General features: G+C 65.7%; 16 protein-coding genes. 9 read left to right on the top strand and 7 right to left on the bottom strand.

Annotation, left to right across the window (positions count from 1 at the left end):
* Positions 1–152: 152 nt before the first annotated feature.
* The gene (locus RTH46_RS24510; RefSeq protein WP_153788832.1) at positions 153–974 is read right to left on the bottom strand and encodes a shikimate 5-dehydrogenase; all 822 of its coding nucleotides are present in this window, start codon (positions 972–974) and stop codon (positions 153–155) included.
* A 162-nt stretch (positions 975–1,136) separates the two neighbouring features.
* Here RTH46_RS24510 and RTH46_RS24515 point away from each other — a divergent pair, with 162 nt between their 5' ends.
* Positions 1,137–1,481: a hypothetical protein gene (locus RTH46_RS24515; protein WP_153788833.1), complete on the top strand. Its 345-nt coding sequence runs from the start codon at positions 1,137–1,139 to the stop codon at positions 1,479–1,481.
* 101 nt (positions 1,482–1,582) lie between these two features.
* Entirely contained in the window at positions 1,583–1,765 is a 183-nt protein-coding gene (locus tag RTH46_RS24520; protein WP_153788834.1) for a hypothetical protein, read from the top strand.
* Positions 1,766–1,887: 122 nt separating this feature from the next.
* Here the strand turns inward: RTH46_RS24520 and RTH46_RS24525 are convergent, their stop codons facing one another.
* On the bottom strand, positions 1,888–2,265 hold the full coding sequence (locus tag RTH46_RS24525) for a hypothetical protein (protein ID WP_316906841.1): 378 nt from the start codon (positions 2,263–2,265) through the stop codon (positions 1,888–1,890).
* Positions 2,266–2,631: 366 nt separating this feature from the next.
* Here RTH46_RS24525 and pbpG point away from each other — a divergent pair, with 366 nt between their 5' ends.
* Positions 2,632–3,558, top strand: coding sequence for a D-alanyl-D-alanine endopeptidase (pbpG, locus tag RTH46_RS24530; RefSeq protein WP_153788835.1), 927 nt, complete (start codon positions 2,632–2,634; stop codon positions 3,556–3,558).
* Positions 3,559–3,594: 36 nt separating this feature from the next.
* On the opposite strand, the gene RTH46_RS24535 is transcribed toward pbpG, so the two are convergent.
* The 3 genes from RTH46_RS24535 to RTH46_RS24545 form a co-directional block, all read right to left on the bottom strand.
* Positions 3,595–4,227 carry a LysE family translocator gene (locus RTH46_RS24535; RefSeq protein WP_153788836.1) on the bottom strand — a complete coding sequence of 211 codons (633 nt, stop codon included), beginning with the start codon at positions 4,225–4,227 and terminating at the stop codon, positions 3,595–3,597.
* 162 nt (positions 4,228–4,389) lie between these two features.
* Positions 4,390–4,884: a GNAT family N-acetyltransferase gene (locus RTH46_RS24540; RefSeq protein ID WP_316906842.1), complete on the bottom strand. Its 495-nt coding sequence runs from the start codon at positions 4,882–4,884 to the stop codon at positions 4,390–4,392.
* A 60-nt stretch (positions 4,885–4,944) separates the two neighbouring features.
* Entirely contained in the window at positions 4,945–5,379 is a 435-nt protein-coding gene (locus tag RTH46_RS24545) for a hypothetical protein (RefSeq protein ID WP_153787116.1), read from the bottom strand.
* A 179-nt stretch (positions 5,380–5,558) separates the two neighbouring features.
* On the opposite strand from RTH46_RS24545, the gene pvdM reads away from it, so the two are divergent.
* From pvdM to RTH46_RS24575, 6 genes are all read left to right on the top strand, one after another.
* Positions 5,559–6,905 (top strand): pyoverdine-tailoring dipeptidase-like protein PvdM, encoded by a 1,347-nt coding sequence (gene pvdM, locus RTH46_RS24550; RefSeq protein ID WP_316906843.1) that lies wholly within the window; start codon positions 5,559–5,561, stop codon positions 6,903–6,905.
* 17 nt (positions 6,906–6,922) lie between these two features.
* Positions 6,923–8,200, top strand: a complete 1,278-nt coding sequence (locus RTH46_RS24555; protein WP_316906844.1) for an aminotransferase class V-fold PLP-dependent enzyme — start codon at positions 6,923–6,925, stop codon at positions 8,198–8,200.
* Between the two features lie 13 nt (positions 8,201–8,213).
* Positions 8,214–9,104, top strand: a complete 891-nt coding sequence (locus RTH46_RS24560; protein WP_153787113.1) for a formylglycine-generating enzyme family protein — start codon at positions 8,214–8,216, stop codon at positions 9,102–9,104.
* Between the two features lie 110 nt (positions 9,105–9,214).
* Positions 9,215–10,558, top strand: a complete 1,344-nt coding sequence (locus tag RTH46_RS24565; RefSeq protein WP_153787112.1) for a lysine N(6)-hydroxylase/L-ornithine N(5)-oxygenase family protein — start codon at positions 9,215–9,217, stop codon at positions 10,556–10,558.
* A gap of 12 nt (positions 10,559–10,570) precedes the next feature.
* Positions 10,571–12,223: a cyclic peptide export ABC transporter gene (locus RTH46_RS24570; protein WP_316906845.1), complete on the top strand. Its 1,653-nt coding sequence runs from the start codon at positions 10,571–10,573 to the stop codon at positions 12,221–12,223.
* A 206-nt stretch (positions 12,224–12,429) separates the two neighbouring features.
* On the top strand, positions 12,430–14,904 hold the full coding sequence (locus RTH46_RS24575; RefSeq protein ID WP_153787110.1) for a TonB-dependent siderophore receptor: 2,475 nt from the start codon (positions 12,430–12,432) through the stop codon (positions 14,902–14,904).
* 229 nt (positions 14,905–15,133) lie between these two features.
* On the opposite strand, the gene RTH46_RS24580 is transcribed toward RTH46_RS24575, so the two are convergent.
* Complete coding sequence (locus tag RTH46_RS24580; protein WP_316906846.1) at positions 15,134–16,093, bottom strand: alpha/beta hydrolase; 960 nt, start codon at positions 16,091–16,093, stop codon at positions 15,134–15,136.
* 56 nt (positions 16,094–16,149) lie between these two features.
* A partial coding sequence (locus RTH46_RS24585) for an amino acid adenylation domain-containing protein (RefSeq protein ID WP_316906847.1) occupies positions 16,150–20,144 on the bottom strand: 3,995 nt, incomplete at its 5' end.

Here is a 20,144-nt window from a genome sequence, read left to right on the forward strand (position 1 = left end):
AGGAGCGGCCTTGTGCCGCGAAAGGGCCGCAAAGCGGCCCCAGGGTTTCAGCGTAAGAACAGAAATCGCCGGGGCTGCGCTGCAGCCCTTTCGCGGCACAAGGCCGCTCCTACACCGACTGCGCTGGTTTCAAGCCATGTGTAATCCTGCATTCAGCCGCCCCGGGCAAAAGCCACCGCCGCCGCCACCTGCTCATCCGTCGGCCGCACCCCGGTATACAACACGAACTGCTCCAGCGCCTGCAGGGCAATCACCTCAAGCCCGGTGATCACCGGTTTGCCCAGCGCTTCCGCCCGCTGGATCAGTGGCGTACGCGCTGGCATCGCCACCACGTCGAACACCCGCTCGGCCGCAGCGATCGCATCTTCCGAAAACGCCAGCTGATTGGCCTCCGGCCCCCCAGCCATGCCGATCGGCGTGACATTGACCAGCATCGGCGGGCACAGGTCGCCCAGCTCGGGCAACCAACGATAGCCGCAGACATCCGCCAGATGCCGCCCGGCCTGTTCGTTGCGGGCGACGATGGTGCCGTCGGCAAAGCCCGCATCACGCAGCGCACTGGCCACCGCCTTGGCCATGCCGCCGCTGCCGCGCAAGGCAAAGCCGGTACCAGGGTCGACCTGGTGGCGTTGCAGCAGTTGGCGCACCGCCAGATAGTCGGTGTTGTAGGCCTTGAGGTGACCGTCGGTATTGACCAGCGTGTTGACCGACTCGATCGCCAGCGCAGACGGATCAATCTCATCCACCAACGCCATGCAGGCCTCCTTGTACGGCATCGACACACCGCAACCGCGAATGCCCAAGGCGCGGATGCCGGCCACCGCGGCAGGCAGGTCCCGGGTGGTCATGGCCTTGTAGTAGTAATCCAGCCCGAGCTGCTGGTACAGGTGGTTGTGGAAACGCACGCCGAATGTACCGGGGCGCCCGGCCAGGGAAATGCACAACACAGTGGCGCTGCTGGGGGAAGGGATCATTGCCGCTCCTGTCGAGGCTGCTGAAACGATTGACTCAGCGTAACAGAGGCAGCCGTCGGTCGCCCCTTACACAACCTTTACTCTCCACCTGCGCTCACTTGACCCTGACTGCGGTCATAGTAATCAGGCCCCAAGCGTGGGGTTGTCTTGCGAGGATTGACCATGAAGCGTTTCATCCCCGGAATCGCCCTGCTGGTCGGCGCGCTGGCCGTCAGCGGGCAGGCGTCCGCCCACGGTGGCGGCTGGTATGGCCCGGGGCCGGTGATCGGCGCTGCAGTGGTGGGCGCGGTGGTCGGGGCAGCCGTCAGCGGTGGGCATGACCGCACCGTATACGTCGAGCGCCAACCTGCCTATTACCCACCGCCACCGGTGTATGTGCAGGCGCCGCCACCCCCCGTGTACTACCAGCCCTACGTGGTCGAACGCTATGTACCGGCACCGCCGCCACCGGTTTATCGCCGGTACTACGGCCCGCCGCCGGTTTATTACGGCCCACCCCGCTGGTAGCCAGCACAGTTGATGAAATCAATGACCACTATCGAAGCCATTGATTTCAAACCTTAACGGCGTCTGCGTAATGTGGGGCCATGTTTCACAGGAGATCCCCCATGGCCCCCATCCAGATCATGTCCGTCATCGGCAGCGCCGTACCGGCCAGCCTGCGTGCACAAGGCCAGCTGGCGTGCTGGTACCTGATGCGCAACGGTGAAGCCATCAGCGGCCCATTGACCACCCGTTCCTCGGCCGAGACCCTGGCCGGGCAGTTGCTCGACAGCTGCCTTACTGCCTGAATCGAATCTGTTGTTGTGTGTTGCTCCCCAAGCGTCCCCTCGCCCGCCTGCCCGGCGGGCTTTTTTTGCCTGCACAAAACGGCGGCGGCTTCTGCGTCGCGCAGGCACTTTTCGTACAAAGCCTAGCCCTCGAGCGGCATCCACATGACGCACCCCGCCGCCGCCTGGGCGACCAGCCAGTCATGCTCACGCTTGCCGAAGGGTCGCGGCATGCCGATTGACTCTCGATAAGCAAACTGATGAGTGACTTTCAATTCCAGATAGGTGGGTGTTGCTTCTCCCAGCTTGCCTTTTTCCAGCCCCGACAAAGCGCCCGTGAGTGCGAGCTGTTGCTTGAGTCCATCATCACTGTCTTCCAGGATGGAGACCGCGATAAACGCGGCATTCGAACAGCGGTCCACTTTCAATATCTGCGGCTTGGCACTGTCCATATCTTCGAAATTCGAAGCATGGGCAACGGATGACAAACACAGTGCCGCACACATAAACAAACTACGCATCAATCATGTCCTTTTGACCTAGGCAGAGCAAAACACTCACACCTTCATGCCCACCTCGAGCGACCGAAGCCTACCTTGGCGATCTGGGCAGCGAATTATAGAGTTTGTCGCAGGAAAGCCCAGCCATTGAGGCTCAATCACCGCTTACGGCCGGCCGGCGCATTACCTCTGCCACCACCGGAAACGCTACCGGTCGTGTTCGGCCAGAATGGGTACAGAATGGGTACAGGATTAAATTTCGTTCACCTTGCGCCCTTTGGATATAAGGCATTCGACAGCCTTTCAGCCATACTCCACAATGCATCGGTTTTTTGGGGGAAAACCCTTGCACAGCCAACGACATACCAACATTTAGTGAGCCTCAACGTGAAAACTTCCCTGTCCATCCTCAGCCTGCTGCTGTTGCTCACAGGTACTGCGACCCTCCCGTCGACCGCTGCTGCACAACCCCCGGCCCAGGCCCAACGTGACCCCAGCAAGTTGCACCTGGCCTCCGGCAGCGCCCTGCTGATCGACCTCAACACCAACCAGGAGCTGTACGCCAGCCACGCCGATCGCGTGCGCCCCATCGCCTCGGTCACCAAGCTGATGACCGCGATGGTCGTGCTCGACGCCAAGCTGCCCATGGACGAAATGCTCACCATGACCATCGCCAACAACCCGGAGATGAAAGGCGTGTATTCGCGGGTACGCCTGGGTAGCGAGCTGAACCGTCGCGAGACGCTGCTGATTACCCTGATGTCGTCGGAAAACCGCGCCGCCACCACTCTGGCCAACCACTACCCAGGTGGCTACGGCGCGTTCATCAAGGCCATGAACGCAAAGGCCCGCGCGCTGGGCATGAGCCATACCCGCTACGTAGAGCCGACCGGTCTGTCGACGCTGAACGTGTCCACCGCCAAGGACCTGGCCAAACTGCTGATGGCCTCGCGCAAGTACCCGATGCTCGGCGAACTGTCGACCACCCCGGAAAAAACCGTGGCGTTCCGCAAACCCAACTACACCCTGGGCTTTCGTAACACCGACCACCTGGTCAACAAGAGCAACTGGGACATCAAGCTGACCAAGACCGGTTTCACCAACGAGGCGGGCCACTGCCTGGTGCTGCTGACCCGGATGGACAACCGCCCGGTGGCCATGGTGATCCTCGACGCCTACGGCAAGTACACCCACTTCGCCGATGCCAGCCGCATGCGTCAATGGCTGGAAACCGGCAGTGCCAAGGCGGCGCCATCGGTGGCCATGCAGTACAAGAGCGAGCGTCAGGCCCGCCCGCGCCTGGTTCAGGACTGACAGCACGCGCCGCCCCGCTGGACGCGGGGCACGCCTTCAGCGGCGGCCTTCGGCCAGCATGCGCACGGCGAGCCCCGCCAGCACGGTCCCCATCAGCCAACGCTGAACCTGCTGCCACACTGGCCGGCCAGCGAGAAACACGGCTATGGAGCCGGCCATCACGGCGATCAACGCATTCACCGACACACTGATCATGATCTGCGTGCAGCCCAGCACCAGCGACTGGGCCAGCACACTGCCGTGGCCCGGTTCGATGAACTGTGGCATCAGCGACAGGTACATCACCGCGATCTTGGGGTTGAGCAGGCTGGTCAACAGACCCATGCCGAACAGCCGGCGCGGGCTGTCCGCCGGCAGGTCGCGCACCTGGAACGGCGAGCGGCCACCCGGGCGCAGCGCCTGCCAGGCCAGGTACAGCAAGTACAATGCGCCGCCGATGCGCAGCGCGTCGTAGGCCAGCGGCACCGCCATCACCAGCGCGGTGATGCCCAGTGCCGCGCACAGCATGTAGATGACGAAGCCCAGGGCCACGCCGCCCAGCGAGATCAGCCCGGCCGCACGGCCCTGGCAGATCGAGCGGGAGATCAGGTAGATCATGTTCGGGCCGGGGGTGAGGACCATGCCCAGGCAGATCAGGGCGAAGGCCAGCAGGCTGGTGAAATCAGGCATCGTGCACGTCCTTGTGGTGGTGGGAGGGGGAAGTGTATCCGTAGATGATCCTGCCTTGAAACGCCGGTCCATGCTTGGGATTGCATGTGGGGCACCAGGCGCAGGGCGACAAGTTTGCAGCGCCATGCACCTGGCAGCCCACACCCAGTCCCAAGCCAACCCTCACACCCTCCTGTGCATATGCGTAGTCCGCCAAACCGGATCCTCCTCCACATCCACAATGGCAAACCCCTGCCCCTGCCAGAACCGAATCGCCCCCGGCAAAAATGGATGGGTATGCAGGTACAACCACTCAACCCCCGCCTCCCGCGCCCTCTCGCGCAGCGCCGCAAACAGCGCCCCGGCCAGCCCACAACGGCGGTATTCGGGCGCAACAAACAACCGCACCACTTCCACCGTACGGCGGCCACGGTAATCGAGCCGGGCAAAGCGATGGTCATACGGCAGGTAGCCGATACTGGCGATCAGCCGCCCCTGGTCATGGGCGACCAGAAACAGCCCTTCCCCCTCAAGGTAACTTTCCTCGAAACAGGCAAGGTCCCTGGGCATCGGTGAATCGGCGAGCATCGGGAAAAGCCCGCGGCGGGCGGCATCGATGAAATCGACCACCTCGCGGGCATTCAGGTGGGTGGCGGTGCTCAGCGTCCAGGTCGGCATCGGCGTTGCGGCGGCTCATTCATCACGGGCCGCCAGCATACCCAATCACCCCGGCGAAGGTCAGGCCACGGTGTCGACCGAACCGCCGGCACTGCTGCTGCCAAGCTTGGACAGAGTCTCCAGCAACTGCGCGGTCGCCGCCGAGATCTGCCCGATGATGGTGGTGATACTGGCCTGCTTGGCAGCGATCGCCGCCTGGCTCGCCGCGTCGTCATGCTGCTTGGCCATCATCGCGGCCAGCTGTTTCTGCTCTTCGGCCAGCTGCTTCTGCAGCCGCTTGATCATCTCGCGCAGCTCCTTGACCTCTGCAGGCTCGGAGCTCTTGTCGGTCTCGATGCTCGGCCCGGTGTCGGCATCTGCCTTGAACAGCTTGGGGTCGATCTTCAGCGGCGCGGCTTCCTGAGTGCCGCTGCCAGCCTGGGCCGTGCCGCTCTGGGCAGCATTGTTGAGGGTCGGCGCGGCGCCGGCGATGTTGATAAGCGTGAAATTGACCATGTCCCTATCCTCTGCAAGGGTCCTTCCGATGACTGCATATCGGCCGACCGCAGCGAAACATGAACGCCAACGCGTCGATAAATTTACCCCCCCGCCATTCGTCCACCTGATACCCGAACCCTGCCCGGGCGCCCGTGCGCCACCGGCAGGCTCCCGATCAGCCCTGCAACGAGATGGCAATGACCAAGACCCGTTCCCGCAAAGCCCTGTACATCGGCCTGCCCCTGGCCCTGGCGGTCGCCCTGGGCAGCGCCGCCGGCTACTTCTACTGGCAAGGCCGCGAGGCCGGCTACCCGCGCCAGATCGTCGAACAGGCCAATGCCCTGCACGAGCACATGCTCTCCTTCGACAGCCACGTCACCGTGCCGCTGGACCTGGGCAATGCCGGCAACGAGCTGGACAAGGACGGCCCGACCCAGTTCGACCTGGTCAAGGCCAACCGCGGGCGCCTGTCGGGCGCCGCGCTGACCATTTTCGGCTGGCCGGAAATCTGGAACGGCCCCAACGCCCCGCACCGTCCCACCCCCGGCTTCGTCGATGCCGCGCGCCACGAACAAGAGGTGCGCTACAAGATCATCAGCGGCATGGTCCGCGACTTCCCCAACCAGGTCGGCATCGCCTACACCCCCGCCGACTTCCGCCGCCTCAACGGCGAGGGCAAGTTCGCCATCTTCATCAGCATGCTCAACGCCTACCCGCTGGGCCATGACGTCACCCAGCTGGACCTGTGGGCCGCACGCGGCATGCGCATGTTCGGCTTCAGCTACACCGGCAACAACGACTGGGCCGACTCCTCGCGCCCGCTGCCGTTCTTCAACGACACCGCCGACGCCCTCGGCGGCCTGTCGCCGCTGGGCGAACAGGCGGTCAAGCGCCTCAACGACCTGGGCGTGATCATCGACGTGTCGCAGATGTCGACCAAGGCCCTGGAAGACGTGGCCCGCCTGTCGCGCGCACCGATGGTTGCCTCGCACTCGGCGCCCCGGGCCCTGGTGGACATCCCACGCAACCTCTCCGACCACGAGATGCAGCTGATCAAGGCCAGCGGCGGGGTGATCCAGGTGGTTGGTTTCGGCCAGTACCTCAAGCCCTTGGGCAAGCCGGTACTGGACAAGCTCGACGCCCTGCGCGCGCGCTTCGACCTGCAACCACTGCAAGGCCTGGCCAACGCCCTGATGCCGGGCGACGCGGTGATCGCCATCTGGCCCGAGGCGCGCTTCGGCGAATACGCAAGTTCGCTGTACGGCATCCTCGAAGAAGAACCCAAGGCCACGCTCAAACAGTACGTCGACGCCATCGACTACACGGTCAAGAAGGTCGGCATCGACCACGTCGGCATCAGTTCCGACTTCAACGACGGCGGCGGCCTGGACGGCTGGAAGGACGTGAGCGAAATCCGCAACGTCACCGCCGAACTGCTGACCCGCGGCTACAGCGAGACGGACATCGCGAAACTCTGGGCGGGCAACTTCCTGCGCGCCTGGGAACAGGTACAAAAATCCGCACAACCCGTCGCCACCCGCTGAGCAAGGCCCAACCGTTCATGACCAATCGTCGCAGTTTCCTCAAACAAGCCGGCGTCCTCGCCGCCGGCCTGCCCCTGCTCGCCCACGCCCAGGCGCCGACCATCAGCGCCAAGCCGCTGGCCGGCGCCGACAAATGGCGCAACCTGCGCGAGCTGTTTCCGCTCGACCCGCAGACCCTGCACTTCGCCAACTTTCTGATCACCGCCCACGCCCGCCCCGTGCAGGCGGCCATCGACCGCCACCGCGCCGACCTCGACCGCAACCCCGCCGCCCTGATGGACTGGAACAGCCAGTACGAGTGGCAGCGCGAGGACGAAGTACGCGAATGGGCCGGGCGCTACCTGGAAGTCGGGCCACGCCAGATCGCCCTGACCGGCAGCACCACCGAAGGCCTGGCGATGATCTACAGCGGCCTGCAGGTAGGCCCGAAACAGGAAATCCTTATCACCGAGCATGAACACTACTCGGCCTACAAAGCCCTGGAATTCCGCAACCGTCGCCAAGGCACCCAGGTCCGCAAGATCCGCCTGTTCGACAAGCCCTGGAACGTCTCCACCGACCAGGTACTCACCACCATCGATAAAAGCATCCGCCCCGAAACCCGGGTACTCGGCATGACCTGGGTGCACTCCGGCAGCGGCGTCAAACTGCCGGTGGGCGAGATCGGCGAACTGGTGCGCCGGCACAACCGCAACCGCAGCGAAGCCGAACGCATCATCTACGTGGTCGACGGCGTGCACGGCTTTGGCGTCGAGAACGCGCGCTTCGCCGACTTCAACTGCGACTACTTCATCGCCGGCACCCACAAGTGGATGTTCGGCCCCCGCGGCACCGGCCTGATCTGTGCCGCATCCACCGGCATGCAGCACCTCACCCCCAGCGTCGCCACCTTCTCCCGCGACGAAGACTTCGCCACCATCATGACCCCCGGCGGCTACCACGCCTTCGAGCATCGCTGGGCCACCAGCGAGGCCTTCAAGCTGCACTTGCAACTGGGCAAGGCCGACATCCAGGCGCGCATCCACCAGCTCAACAGCCTGCTCAAGGAGCGCCTGGCCGAGCATCGCCAGATCGAACTGGTGACACCGCGCAGCCCCGAGTTCTCCGCCGGTTTCACCTTCTTCCGCGTCCCCGGCAAGGACCCTGACGCCTTCGCCGCGCAGCTGATCGCCAACAAGCTCATGTGCGATGCGGTGTACCGCGATGTCGGCCCGGTCATTCGCCTGGCCCCGGGGCTGCTCAATGATGAACAGCAGATTGATCGGGTCATGGCCCTGATCACCCAGCAACTCTAGAAAAGGATCTTCCATGCGTATTGCCTTGCCTCACCTGACCCTGGCCGCCCTGCTCGCAGCCTGCAGCCTGCCGGCCCTGGCCACCACCACGCCCGCGCCCGCCCCCGCTCCAGGCACGGTGTTCCGCGACTGCACCGGCGCCTGCCCGGAGATGGTCGTGCTGCCGGCCGGCAGCTTCATGATGGGCACCCCCGACGACGAACAGGGCCGCCAGGACGACGAAGGCCCGATGCACAAGGTGACCTTCGCCAAGCCGTTCGCCATGAGCCGCTTCCAGGTCACCGCCGAGGAGTGGGACACCTACATCAAGCAGAGCGGCGCCGTGATCCACGACGGCGACGTCCGCCCGGGGCGCAAGTGCACCGCCAGCAAGCCGACCTACAAGCAAGGCCCCCGGCAGCCGGCGGTATGCATGACCTACTTCGACGTGCAGGACTACGTGCAATGGCTGTCGAAGAAGACCGGCAAGACTTACCGGATGGTCAGCGAAGCGGAACGTGAATACGCCGCCCGCGCCGGCAGTACCGGCCCGTTCCCCTTCCCCCTCGACCCCGGTGCCGACTACGAGATCAGCCAGCACGCCAACGTCTACGGGCCCAAGGACGGCTACAGCTTCACCTCGCCGGTGGGCAGCTTCCCGCCCAACGCCTTCGGCATGTACGACATGCATGGCAATGTCTACGAATGGGTCGCCGATTGCCTGCACGACAACTATGTCGGCGCCCCCACCGACGGCAGCGCCTGGGGGCATGCCACCCGCAGCGCGGACAGCTGCGAACTGGTGCAGGTGCGCGGCAACGACTGGGGCGAAGCACCGATTTTCTCCCGTTCCGGCAACCGCAACGTGATGGTCCCCCGGCGGCCCGGCGACTGGCTGGGCTTCAGGGTCGTACGCGAACTCTGAGGACCCGGCCCACGCTAAATTGTCCCCACCGCTTCTCGTTCTATCGATGTACTCCCGCAGCCCGGGGTGAGCGCCAAAGGCCTCCCCCGCCACCTCAAGGAACCGATAGCATGAGCCAGCCCCATTCCCCCCAGCAGGTCCACGACCTCATCGGCGTGGGCTTCGGCCCTTCCAACCTGGCCCTGGCCATTGCCCTGGAAGAACTCGCCGAAACCCACGGCCACGCCCTCGATGCACTGTTCATCGACAAACAGAGCGACTATCGCTGGCACGGCAACACCTTGGCCACCCAGAGCGAGCTGCAGATCTCCTTCCTCAAGGACCTGGTATCACTGCGCAACCCCACCAGCCCCTACAGCTTCGTCAACTACCTGCACCAGAAGCAGCGCCTGGCCGACTTCATCAACCTGGGCACCTTCTACCCCTGCCGCCTGGAGTACAACGACTACCTGCGCTGGGCCGCCGAGCACTTCGCCACCCAGGCCCAGTACGGCGAAGAAGTGACCCGCATCGAGCCGGTGCTGGACGCCGGCAAAGTGCGCCAGCTGCGGGTCGTCTCGCGTGACGCCCAAGGCCGCGAACACGCCCGCCTGAGCCGCGCGGTGGTGGTCGGCAGCGGCGGTACGCCCAAGGTCCCGGACAGTTTCCGTGCCTTCAAGGATGACCCACGGGTATTCCACCACTCCACCTACCTGAGCAGCCTGGCCACCCTGCCCTGCAACCAGGGCAAGCCGATGCGCATCGCCATCGTCGGCTCCGGGCAGAGCGCCGCCGAGGCCTTCATCGACCTCAACGACAGCTTCCCCTCGGTCAAGGTCGACATGATCGTGCGCTCCAGCGCCCTCAAGCCCGCCGACGACAGCCCGTTCGTCAACGAGATCTTCGCCCCGGACTACACCGACCTGGTGTTCAACCAGGACCAGGCCGAACGTAAGAAGCTTATCGCCGAGTACCACAACACCAACTACTCGGTGGTCGACATCGACCTGCTCGAACGCATCTACGGCATCCTCTACCGCCAGAAGGTCGCCCACCAATACCGCCACGCCGTGCTCTGCCGCCGCCAGGTGCAGGCTGCCACAGCCACCGCCGAAGGCATCGAGCTGACCCTGCAGGACCTGGCCACCCAGCAGTCGCAGACCCACCGCTACGACGCGGTGATCCTCGCCACCGGCTACGAGCGCCGCTCGCACCGTGACCTGCTGGCGCCGCTGCAAGGCTACCTGCAGGACTTCAACGTCGAGCGCGACTACCGCGCCCTGAGCAGCGGCGAGCTGCAGGCGCCGGTGTACCTGCAAGGCTTCTGCGAAACCAGCCACGGCTTGAGCGACACCCTGCTGTCGGTGCTGCCGAGCCGCGCCGCGGAAATCGGTGAATCGCTGTACAAGGCGCTGGCGCAGCACGCCGAGGCCGTGCCCCTGCACGCAGCCGCCATTGCCCTCACCCGCGCCTGACAGGAAGCCTCCATGAGTCCTCAACCTCCCGGGGCGCTGCGCCAACTGCTGGGCCTGCTGCGCCCGTTCTGGCCGACGGTGACCATCGCCACCCTGCTGGGCATGCTCGGCGGCCTGAGCATCACCGCGCTGCTTGCCACCATCAACAATGGCCTGCACACCGACGGCGGCCTGCAGCAAGGCGTGGTGCTGGCCTTCATCGGCCTGTGCGTGGTGGCGCTGGTCAGCAGTATCTGCTCGGACATCGGCACCAACTATGTGGGCCAGCATGTGATCGCCGCGCTGCGCAAGCAGCTGGGCGAGAAGGTGCTGGCCGCGCCGATCGAGCAGATCGAGCAGTACCGCAGCCATCGGCTGATCCCGGTGCTCACCCACGACGTCGACACGGTCAGCGACTTCGCCTACGTGTTCGCCCCGCTGGCCATCTCCCTGACCGTGACCCTGGGCTGCCTGGGCTACCTGGCCTACCTGTCGCTGCCGATGTTCCTGCTGGTGCTGGTGGCCGTGGGTGTCGGCAGCGTCATCCAGTACGCCGCAAGGGCTCGCGGCATCCGCGGTTTCGTTGCCGCCCGCGACGCCGAGGACCAGCTGCAGAAGCACTACCAGGCCATCGCCGAGGGCGCCAAGGAGCTGCGCATCCACCGCACCCGTCGCCAACGCATGCTCAACCACGGCATCCGCGAGACCGCCGATGGCATCCGCGATACCCAGGTGCGCTCGATCAACACCTTCGTGATCGCCAAGAGCCTGGGCTCGATGCTGTTCTTCCTGGTCATCGGCCTGGCCTTGACCATGCAGTCGATGTGGCCGGCCAACGACAAGTCGGTGATCAGCGGTTTCGTCCTGGTGCTGCTGTACATGAAAGGCCCGCTGGAGCACCTGATCACCACCTTGCCGATCATCAGCAAGGCCCAGATCGCCCTGCGCCGCATCGCCGAGCTGTCGGAGCGGTTCTCTTCGCCCGAGCCGCACCTGCTGCTGGAAAACGCCCCCCAGGCCAACGACAAGGCGCTGCACAGCCTGGAACTGGTCGACGTCACCTACACCTACCCGACCAACCCCGGCATCGAGCCGTTCACGGTCGGGCCGGTGAGCTTCAAGGTCAAACCTGGCGAAATCCTGTTCATCGTCGGCGGCAACGGCTGTGGCAAGACCACCCTGATCAAACTGCTGCTGGGGCTGTACGAACCCCACCAAGGGCATGTCGCGGTCAATGGCCAGCCCGTGGTCGCCAGCAGCCGTGACGATTATCGCCAGCTGTTCACCACGGTGTTCGCCGACTACTACCTGTTCGACGAAGTCATCGGCGGTGAACAGGCCACCCCGGAGGATGCGCAGAAGTACCTGGCGCGCCTGCAACTGGCGCACAAGGTCCAGCTGCTCGACGGCGCCTTCAGCACCACCGACCTGTCCACCGGCCAGCGCAAGCGCCTGGCCCTGCTCAACGCCTGGCTCGAAGGGCGCCCGGTGCTGGTGTTCGACGAGTGGGCCGCCGACCAGGACCCGACCTTCCGCCAGGTGTTCTACACCGAGCTGCTGCCCGACCTCAAACGCCTGGGCAAGACCATCATCGTCATCTCCCACGACGACCGTTACTTCCCGGTGGCCGACCAGCTGCTGCGCCTGGAGCGCGGCAAAGTGGTCGCCGACGCACAAATCGCCTGACCTCGCAGGCATTCTCCCGGGGCTGCCAGGCAGCCCCATCTCCCCCTTGTAAACACCGCGCCAGCCGGCTTGCCGGTGAACACCGCCGCCCTCATTTCGGCTCTTTTCATTTTTTTTTCACAAATCCATCCGGTTTTTCATCGCTCGTTCGTTTCATTGAAAGCTAATAAAAACTATTCCCACTTAACATTCCGGAGCATCCACACGTGCAGTCCCGCCCTACCCTTTCACCGCTTGCCCGCGCCTTGTACCTCCGACGCTCCCTGTCCCTGGGTCTGCCTGCCGCTGTGATGGTCTCGGCACTGGGGACCTCGCTGGCAGCCCAGGCGCAGAGCCAGACCTACGAGTTCAGCATCGGCGCCCAGTCCCTGGCCAGCGCCCTGATGCAACTGGCCGACCAGACCGGCCTGCAGGTGCTGTACAGCCCAGACACTCTCGGCAACCTCAGCACCCCGGGCGTACGTGGCCGGCTCAGCGTGGACCAGGCCGTTCGCCAACTGCTGGGCGGCACCCAACTGCACTACACCCTCGACGGCGGTACCCTGACGGTGCTCGGCCAGGACAGCGCCGGCGCCATGACCCTGGACGCCAGCGTGGTGTCCTCCACCCGCGTCAACGACTCGCCATGGGGTGAAACCAAAGGCTACGTTGCCCGCCGTACCGCCACCGGCACCAAGACCGACACCTCGATGCTGGAAAACCCCCAGGCCATCTCGGTAGTCACCCGCGAGCGCATGGACGACATGGGCGTGCAGCGCCTGGACGAGGCACTGCGCTACACCTCCGGCGTGCGTTCCGACTCCGGCGGCGCCAACAACGCAGCCGACAACATCTACCTGCGCGGCTACGCCATTTCCTTCACCTACCGCGATGGCCTGCGCCTGCGCCCGCTGGGCTTCTTCGGCATGTTCAGCGAAGAGCCGTACGGCATGGAGCGCGTCGAAGTGCTCAAGGGCCCGACCTCGATCCTGTACGGCCAGGCCGACCCCGGCGGCATGGTCAACTCGATCTCCAAGCGCCCCACCGACTATGACCGCGGCGAGATCGGCGTTTCCGCCGGCACCGGCCACCGTCGCCAGGCCAAGTTCGATGTCAGCGGCGCCCTGGACGACGAAAAGACCCTGATGTACCGCCTGGTCGGCCTGGGCCGCGAGGCCGACGGCCTGTACGACCACACCGACGACGATCGCGGCTACATCGCCCCCAGCTTCACCTGGCGCCCCAACGACCAGACCAGCCTGACCGTGCTGGCGTCGTACCAGAAGAACAAGGCCCTGGCCCCGACCACCATCCCCTGGGCCGCCGTCAACGGCTCCAGCCCCTATGGCAAGGTGCCCATGGACCGCTTCGTCGGCGAGCCGAGCTTCGACTTCGAGGAAGTCGAAAGCACCTCGCTGGGCTACGAGTTCAGCCATGAATTCAACGACACCTGGACCGTGCGCCAGAACGTGCGCTGGAGCGACTTCGACAACCAGGAGAACTACCTGGCGCGCTCCTTCGGCCTGAGCTCGACCGGCCTGATCACCGGCCCCGATGGCGTCCCCGGTGCCTCGATCAACCGCCAGTGGCAGATCCGCCACGCCTACGGCAGCCACCTGGCACTGGACAACCAGTTGCAGGCCAGCTTCGACACCGGCCCGATCTCCCACACCGCGCTGTTCGGCATCGACTACAGCTGGAGCAAGTCGGTGCGTAACGAGCGCTGGGGCAACGCCACGCCGATCAACGTATTCGACCCGGTCTACGGCAGCCCGGTGGACACCTCGGTCAACGCCAGCTGGGTCAACAACCTGCAGCGCAGCACCCAGGTCGGCTACTACTTCCAGGACCAGCTCAAGTGGGACCGCTGGGTGCTGACCGTGGGCGGCCGCGAGGACCGCGCGCGTACCCAGACCGAAGATCGCTTCACCGACATCGAGACGGCCGACCAGCACTGGCGCGACTTCACCGGCCGCGCTGGCCTGGTATACCTGTTCGACAACGGCTTTGCGCCGTACGTCAGCTACAGCGAGTCGTTCAACCCGGTCGTAGGCACTACCGGCCCTGCCCGTGGCAGCAAGCCCTTCGAGCCAGAAACCGCCAAGCAGTACGAAGTGGGTGTGCGCTACCAGCCGCCAGGCACCGACACCCAGATCACCCTGTCGGTCTACGACCTGACCAAGCAGAACGCGGTCACCACTGACCCGCAAGACCTGTTCAACAGCATCCAGACCGGCGAGATCCGTTCCAAGGGCGTGGAGCTGGAAGCCATCACCACCGTGATGGACGACCTGAAGCTGACCGGCTCGCTGTCCTACAGCGACGTGAAAGTCACCAAGAGCAACGACGGCAACGAAGACAAGCGCCCGTTCAAGGCGCCGGCCAAGCTGGCCTCGCTGTGGGCTGACTACGCCATCCCGTTCGACCCGCTGCAGGGCCTGAGCGTCGGTATGGGCGTGCGTTACACCGGTTGGACCTTCGGCGACAGCATGAACACCTTCAAGGTGCCGTCCTACACCTTGTATGACGCTGCCGTGCGTTATGACCTGGGCAAGCTCGACCCGAGCCTGCGCGGCGCCCAGGCAGCGATCAACGTCAACAACCTGACCGACAAGTACTACGTCGCCTCGTGCTTCTTCTACCAGGCGTGCAACCTGGGCGAAGGCCGCAGCGTGATCGCCGAACTGACCTACAAGTGGTAAATCCCCCGCGTCACCGGTCCCCTGCCTGAGGCAGGGGGCCTCCTTACCCAGTGCTCGCCGATGTATACGCGGCACCTAGCAGATCGAGCGCCGCCCACGCGGCGCATCGCTGGCAAGCCAGCTCCCACCCCGACCGCGCTGACCTCAAGCCATCCGCGATCCTGTGGGAGCTGGCTTGCCAGCGATGGGGCGCGTGGCACCCCCTCCTGACTCACACCAGCGGTAACCCTCAGGCCACCCTGGCCAACGCCCAGTCCAGCAGCCCGGCATAAATCGCCCCAACCTCCTCCACCATGCCCGACATCCGCAAAAAGTCATGGGTCAGCCCATCGGCCACCTGCAGCGTCAATGCATTGCCCTGCTCACGCAGCGCCTCGGCGTACGCCAAACCCTCGTCAAACAGCGGGTCATACTCGGCCACCGCCAGGTAAGCCGGCGCCAGGCCACTCAGGTCGGCCTGCAGCAACGGCGACACCCGCCAGTCATCGGCACGCCCCGAGCCGCCCAGGTACTGCTTGTAGAACCAGCGCAGGGTCTCGGTCTCCAGCAGGTAACCCTCGGCATACCGCTGATGCGAGGCGCGTTCACGGCTGATATCGGTCACCGGGTACAGCAGCATCTGCCCTTTGGGGCGCAGTTGCAGGCGCTCGGGTTCGCGTGCGGCAACGATGGCCAGCACCGTGGCCAGGCTGGCGCCGACACTGTCGCCGGCAAAGATCACCCGCCCGGCGTCCAGTTGCAGGGCCTGGGCCTGCCCGGCCAGCCAGTTGGCCGCGCCGCGCACATCCTCCAGCGGCCCCGGGAACGGGTGCTCCGGGGCACGCCGATAGGCCGGCGCGAACACCGCAAAACGCCCACCGGCGGCCAGGCGGCGACAGATCGAGTCATGGGAATCGAGGCTGCCGACTACATAACCGCCACCATGCAGGTAGAAGATCACCGGCAGCGGCCCTTGGGCGCCCTGTGGCCGGTACAGCCGCGCGGCGAGCACCTGGCCATCGTCAAGCAGCACCTGGTGGGCGGTCACCTGCAGGTCGCCCGGCGGGGTCGGGTCGAGTATGTCCGAGGCCTGCTCGAACACCTCGCGCGCCTGGTCCACAGGCAGTTCATGCAAGGCACGGGTGGCGCCGCTCAGGCGGCCCAGTTCGGCCAGTTCGAGGAACGCGGCCAGGTCAGGATGCACAGGCATCATTCAATCCTTCAAATATGAAAAGAACCGGGCCCTGTAAACAGGGCCCGGAGGTATCAGCCTGCGATGGTCTCGAGGCTGCCAAGGTACTCATGCACAGCCTTGAGCAAGGCTGGATGACGTGGGATGGCGAAGTGCGTGGTGTTCAGCCAGTGACGTTGCGCCACCTGGCCCAGCCCGGCTTCGAACACGGCCACCGCTGCCTGGCTGGCCGCGTCACCGGCCCACCAGCAGTGAATTGGCATATCCAGCGTGGGCAGGTCGCCCTGCCGCTCGCTGAGCGCTTTCAGGCGCATGGCCACGACGAAGCCCTGGGCCAGGTCCTGGGCATCGAAGCCCGTGGCGCTGGTCAGCTGTGCCTGCACCTGGCCGATCGTCTCGGCCAACTGCGCCACCTGCAACGGCTGCGGGCAAACCACGGCCGGCAACTGTTCGGCGTCGCACTGCAGGGTCACGGCCAGGAAGCTGCGCAGTTCTTCGTCATCACTGACCAGGCTGGCGCCCTGCCCCGGAATGAAGCTGTCGACCAGGCCGACGAAGCCGACTTCCTGGCCTTGGCGCCGCAGCTCTTCGGCCACCAGCACCGCGAGCGTGCCACCCAGCGACCAACCCAGCAGCAGATACGGGCCATCGGCCTGTTTCTGGCGGATGTACTGGGCATAGTCGATGGCCATGCCCTGCAGCGAATCATCCTGCCAGTCACGGTCCAGCAGCATGCGGCACTGCAGGCCGTAGACGCTGTGGCGCCCCTCCAGCTGGCGAGCCAGCGGCTCGTAGTCGAACACCGTGCCGAAGCCGGCGTGCAGGCAGAACAGGGCCGGGCGCGCCGGGCTTGGGCTGTTGAGCAACAGCAGCGGATCCAGCGCGGCCTCCTGCTGCTCGTCATAACCACTGAGCTGGGCAATGGTCGGCCGGGTCATCAGGTCACGCAGCTTCAGCTCCAGGCCCAGGTCGCTGCGCCCGCGCAGCTTGCCGAGTACCTTGAGGATGCGCAGCGAGTCGCCGCCCAGTTCGAAGAAGTTGTCGGTCACACCAACCCGCTCGACCCCCAGCACCTCTTGCCAGACCTCCACCAACGCCTGTTCGGCGAGGTTGCGCGGCGCCTGGTAATGGCGTTCGCTGGCGCCCGGCAATGGCAGGGCCTTGCGGTCGACCTTGCCATTGGGGTTCAGCGGCAAGGCGTCGAGCACCATGATCCGGCTCGGCACCATGTAGTCCGGCAACTGCGCCTGCAACGCCTCACGCAGGGCCTGCTCCGCCGGGCCATCTGCTGCGGTCACCACGTAGCCCAGCAATTGGTCGCCGCTGTCCTCGCGACGGGCGATCACCACCGCGTCACGCACCCCCGGTTGCTGGCGCAGGCGCGCTTCGATCTCGCCCAGTTCGATGCGGAAACCGCGCACCTTGACCTGGTTGTCCAGGCGGCCGAGATAGTCGAACACCCCGTCGGCCCGCTGGCGCACCAGGTCACCGGTGCGGTACAGGCGCCCACCGGCGCTGAACGGGTCGGCCACGAAGCGCTCGGCAGTCAGCCCTGGGCGGGCGTGATAACCCCGCGCCACGCCCTCGCCGCCGATGTACAGCTCACCGGCCACGCCGGTCGGCAGCGGGTTGAGGTGGGTGTCGAGCACATACAGCGTGCGCTCGCCGACCCGGGTGCCGATCGGAGCATAGGCTGCGTCGCAACGAGCGTCGGCAGCGACTTTCCACAGCAACGGCGTGACCACGGTTTCGGTCGGGCCGTAGCCATTGGTCAGGCAGCGCGGACGCAGGTTGCGCCGCACCAGGTCGAAGTTGGCCTGGGCCACCGCGTCACCGCCAAAGCAGTAGATGTCCACTGCCGGCGGCTGGCGGCCTTCGGCGAACTCGGCCAGCTGCTGCAGGTAGGCCGGCGGGAAGCAGGCGATGGTGATGGCCTGCTCGTGCAGCACTTGCCAGGTCTGCTCGGCGGTCCACAACTGGTTGTCACGCACCACCAGGCAGCCACCGCGCAGCAGGGTCGACAGCCAACGCTCCTGGGCACCGTCGAAGGCGAACGACATGAACAGCAGCTCACGGGTGTGCGAGCCCATCTCGTAACGCTCGGCGATCGCCGCGCAATGCATGGCGATACCGCCCTGGGACACCGCCACGCCCTTGGGCTTGCCGGTGGAACCCGAGGTGTAGATGAGGTAGGCCAGGTTGCCCGGGCGTGCGCTCGAGACTACCGCCTGCGCGGCGCTCGGCAACGTCGCGGTGTCCAGCTCGATGCTCAGTGCCACCGCCGTGTCGCCCAGGCGGGCACTGACGCGGCTTTCGGTGATGAGCACGCTCATCGCCGAGTCCTCGATGATCCAGTCCAGGCGCTCACGGGGGTAGTCGATGTCCAGCGGCACATAGGCCGCACCGGTCTTCATCACCGCATAGAAGGCCACGATCATCTGCACCGAGCGCTCCAGCGCCACACCCACGCGGGTCTCCGGCCCGACGCCGGCAGCCAGCAGGCGCGTCGCCAGTGCATTGGCGCGTTGCTCGAGCTGCCCATAGGTCAGGCTCTGGCCTGCGCAAGTCACAGCCTCGGCATCAGGGCGCAAGGCGGCCTGGTGGGAAATGGCATGCACCAGCAGCGGCGCAGGTTCGCCGGCGGCCAGCACGTTGCCACGCTGCAACCCGTTACAGGCCTGGGCATCGAGCACGCCCAGGCTGCCCAGGGTCGCTTGAGCGTCGTCGAGCATGGCCGACAGCAGCACTTCGAAGCTGCTCATCACCTGGGCGCAGGCCGCTTCGGTGAAGCGCTCGCGCAGGTAGAGGAACTCGATGGACAGCGTGCTGCCCAGGCTGACCGCCAGGTCCATGGCGTAGTTGGTCACGTCGCGGCCCTTGACCTCGCCGAAGCTCAGGCGATCGTCACCGGCATCGGCCAGGCGCTCGTCGATCGGGTAGTTCTCGAACACCACGATGCTGTCGAACAGCGCCTGCCCGCCCTGCCCCGACCAGCGCTGCACATCCGCCAGCGACGCGTGCTCGTGATCGCGGGCTTCCAGGTTGTAGGCCTGCAACTGCGTCAGCCACTCGCCCACCGGCAATTGCGGATCAATGGTCTGAGCGATCGGCAAGGTGTTGATGAACAGGCCAAGCATCTCGTCGGCACCCGCGAGGCTCGCCGGGCGGCCCGCCACCACGGCGCCGAAGCACACGCTCGACTGCCCGCTGTAGCGCTGCAACAGCAGCAGCCAGGTGGCCTGGATCAACGTGTTGCTGGTCACCCGCAGGCGCTGGGCCTGGGCCTTGAGGCGCGCCGTGGCGGCCGCGTCCCAGTTCAGGTACAGCGCACCATGGCCGCTCTCGCCCGGTGCCGGCTGTGGCGCCAGGGTGCCGGCCAGCAGGGTCGGCCCGTCCAGGTCGGCCAGGCGTGCACGCCAGAACTGCTCGTCGGCCTCGGCCGACTGGCGGTGCAGCCAGTCGATGTAGTCGCGGTAGCGCCCCTGGCGCTCCGGCAGCGCCTGCCCGGCGTAGGCCTGGAACACTTCGCCCAGCAGGCGCGAGGTGCTCCAGCCGTCCATCAGGATATGGTGGCTGGTCCAGATCAGCTGGTAGGCGTCCTCGGCGGTGCGCACCAGGGTGATCCGGGTCAGCGGCGCCTGCAGCAGGTCGAAGCCCTTGGCACAGTCAGCCGCTGCCACGGTTTGCAGCGCCTCTGGGCTGACCTCGCGGTCGCGCCAGTCGATCACCTGCAACGGCAGCCTGGCCTCGCGGCGCACCAGCTGCAACGGCTGGGCGAGGGTCGCGGCGGCGCAGAAACCGGTGCGCAGGATCTCGTGACGGGCGATCACCTGGTTCCAGGCCGCCTCGAAGCGCGGCAGGTCGAGCCCTTGCACCGGCACGCTGATCTGGTTGATGTACAGGTCGGCGCCATTGCCGTCCTGGGTGTGGAACAGCATGCCCTGCTGCATCGGCGACAGCGGGTAGATGTCTTCGATCTGCGCCAGGGGTACCGGCAGGTTGTCCAGCCCGGCCATATCCAGGCCGGCCAGCGGGAAGTCCGACGGCGTCGCCGAGCGTTCCTGCAAGG

Origin of the sequence: Pseudomonas sp. zfem004, assembly GCF_032621715.1 — a bacterium.
In the GTDB taxonomy this organism is placed as follows: domain Bacteria; phylum Pseudomonadota; class Gammaproteobacteria; order Pseudomonadales; family Pseudomonadaceae; genus Aquipseudomonas; species Aquipseudomonas sichuanensis.

What these genes read in the sequence shown, in the direction of transcription:
- RTH46_RS24510 (WP_153788832.1), bottom strand. Translation starts at nt 974, where the DNA reads ATGATCCCTTCCCCCAGCAGCGCCACTGTGTTGTGCATTTCCCTGGCC.
- RTH46_RS24515 (WP_153788833.1), top strand. Translation starts at nt 1,137, where the DNA reads ATGAAGCGTTTCATCCCCGGAATCGCCCTGCTGGTCGGCGCGCTGGCC.
- RTH46_RS24520 (WP_153788834.1), top strand. Translation starts at nt 1,583, where the DNA reads ATGGCCCCCATCCAGATCATGTCCGTCATCGGCAGCGCCGTACCGGCC.
- RTH46_RS24525 (WP_316906841.1), bottom strand. Translation starts at nt 2,265, where the DNA reads ATGCGTAGTTTGTTTATGTGTGCGGCACTGTGTTTGTCATCCGTTGCC.
- RTH46_RS24535 (WP_153788836.1), bottom strand. Translation starts at nt 4,227, where the DNA reads ATGCCTGATTTCACCAGCCTGCTGGCCTTCGCCCTGATCTGCCTGGGC.
- RTH46_RS24540 (WP_316906842.1), bottom strand. Translation starts at nt 4,884, where the DNA reads ATGCCGACCTGGACGCTGAGCACCGCCACCCACCTGAATGCCCGCGAG.
- RTH46_RS24545 (WP_153787116.1), bottom strand. Translation starts at nt 5,379, where the DNA reads ATGGTCAATTTCACGCTTATCAACATCGCCGGCGCCGCGCCGACCCTC.
- pvdM (WP_316906843.1), top strand. Translation starts at nt 5,559, where the DNA reads ATGACCAAGACCCGTTCCCGCAAAGCCCTGTACATCGGCCTGCCCCTG.
- RTH46_RS24555 (WP_316906844.1), top strand. Translation starts at nt 6,923, where the DNA reads ATGACCAATCGTCGCAGTTTCCTCAAACAAGCCGGCGTCCTCGCCGCC.
- RTH46_RS24560 (WP_153787113.1), top strand. Translation starts at nt 8,214, where the DNA reads ATGCGTATTGCCTTGCCTCACCTGACCCTGGCCGCCCTGCTCGCAGCC.
- RTH46_RS24565 (WP_153787112.1), top strand. Translation starts at nt 9,215, where the DNA reads ATGAGCCAGCCCCATTCCCCCCAGCAGGTCCACGACCTCATCGGCGTG.
- RTH46_RS24570 (WP_316906845.1), top strand. Translation starts at nt 10,571, where the DNA reads ATGAGTCCTCAACCTCCCGGGGCGCTGCGCCAACTGCTGGGCCTGCTG.
- RTH46_RS24580 (WP_316906846.1), bottom strand. Translation starts at nt 16,093, where the DNA reads ATGCCTGTGCATCCTGACCTGGCCGCGTTCCTCGAACTGGCCGAACTG.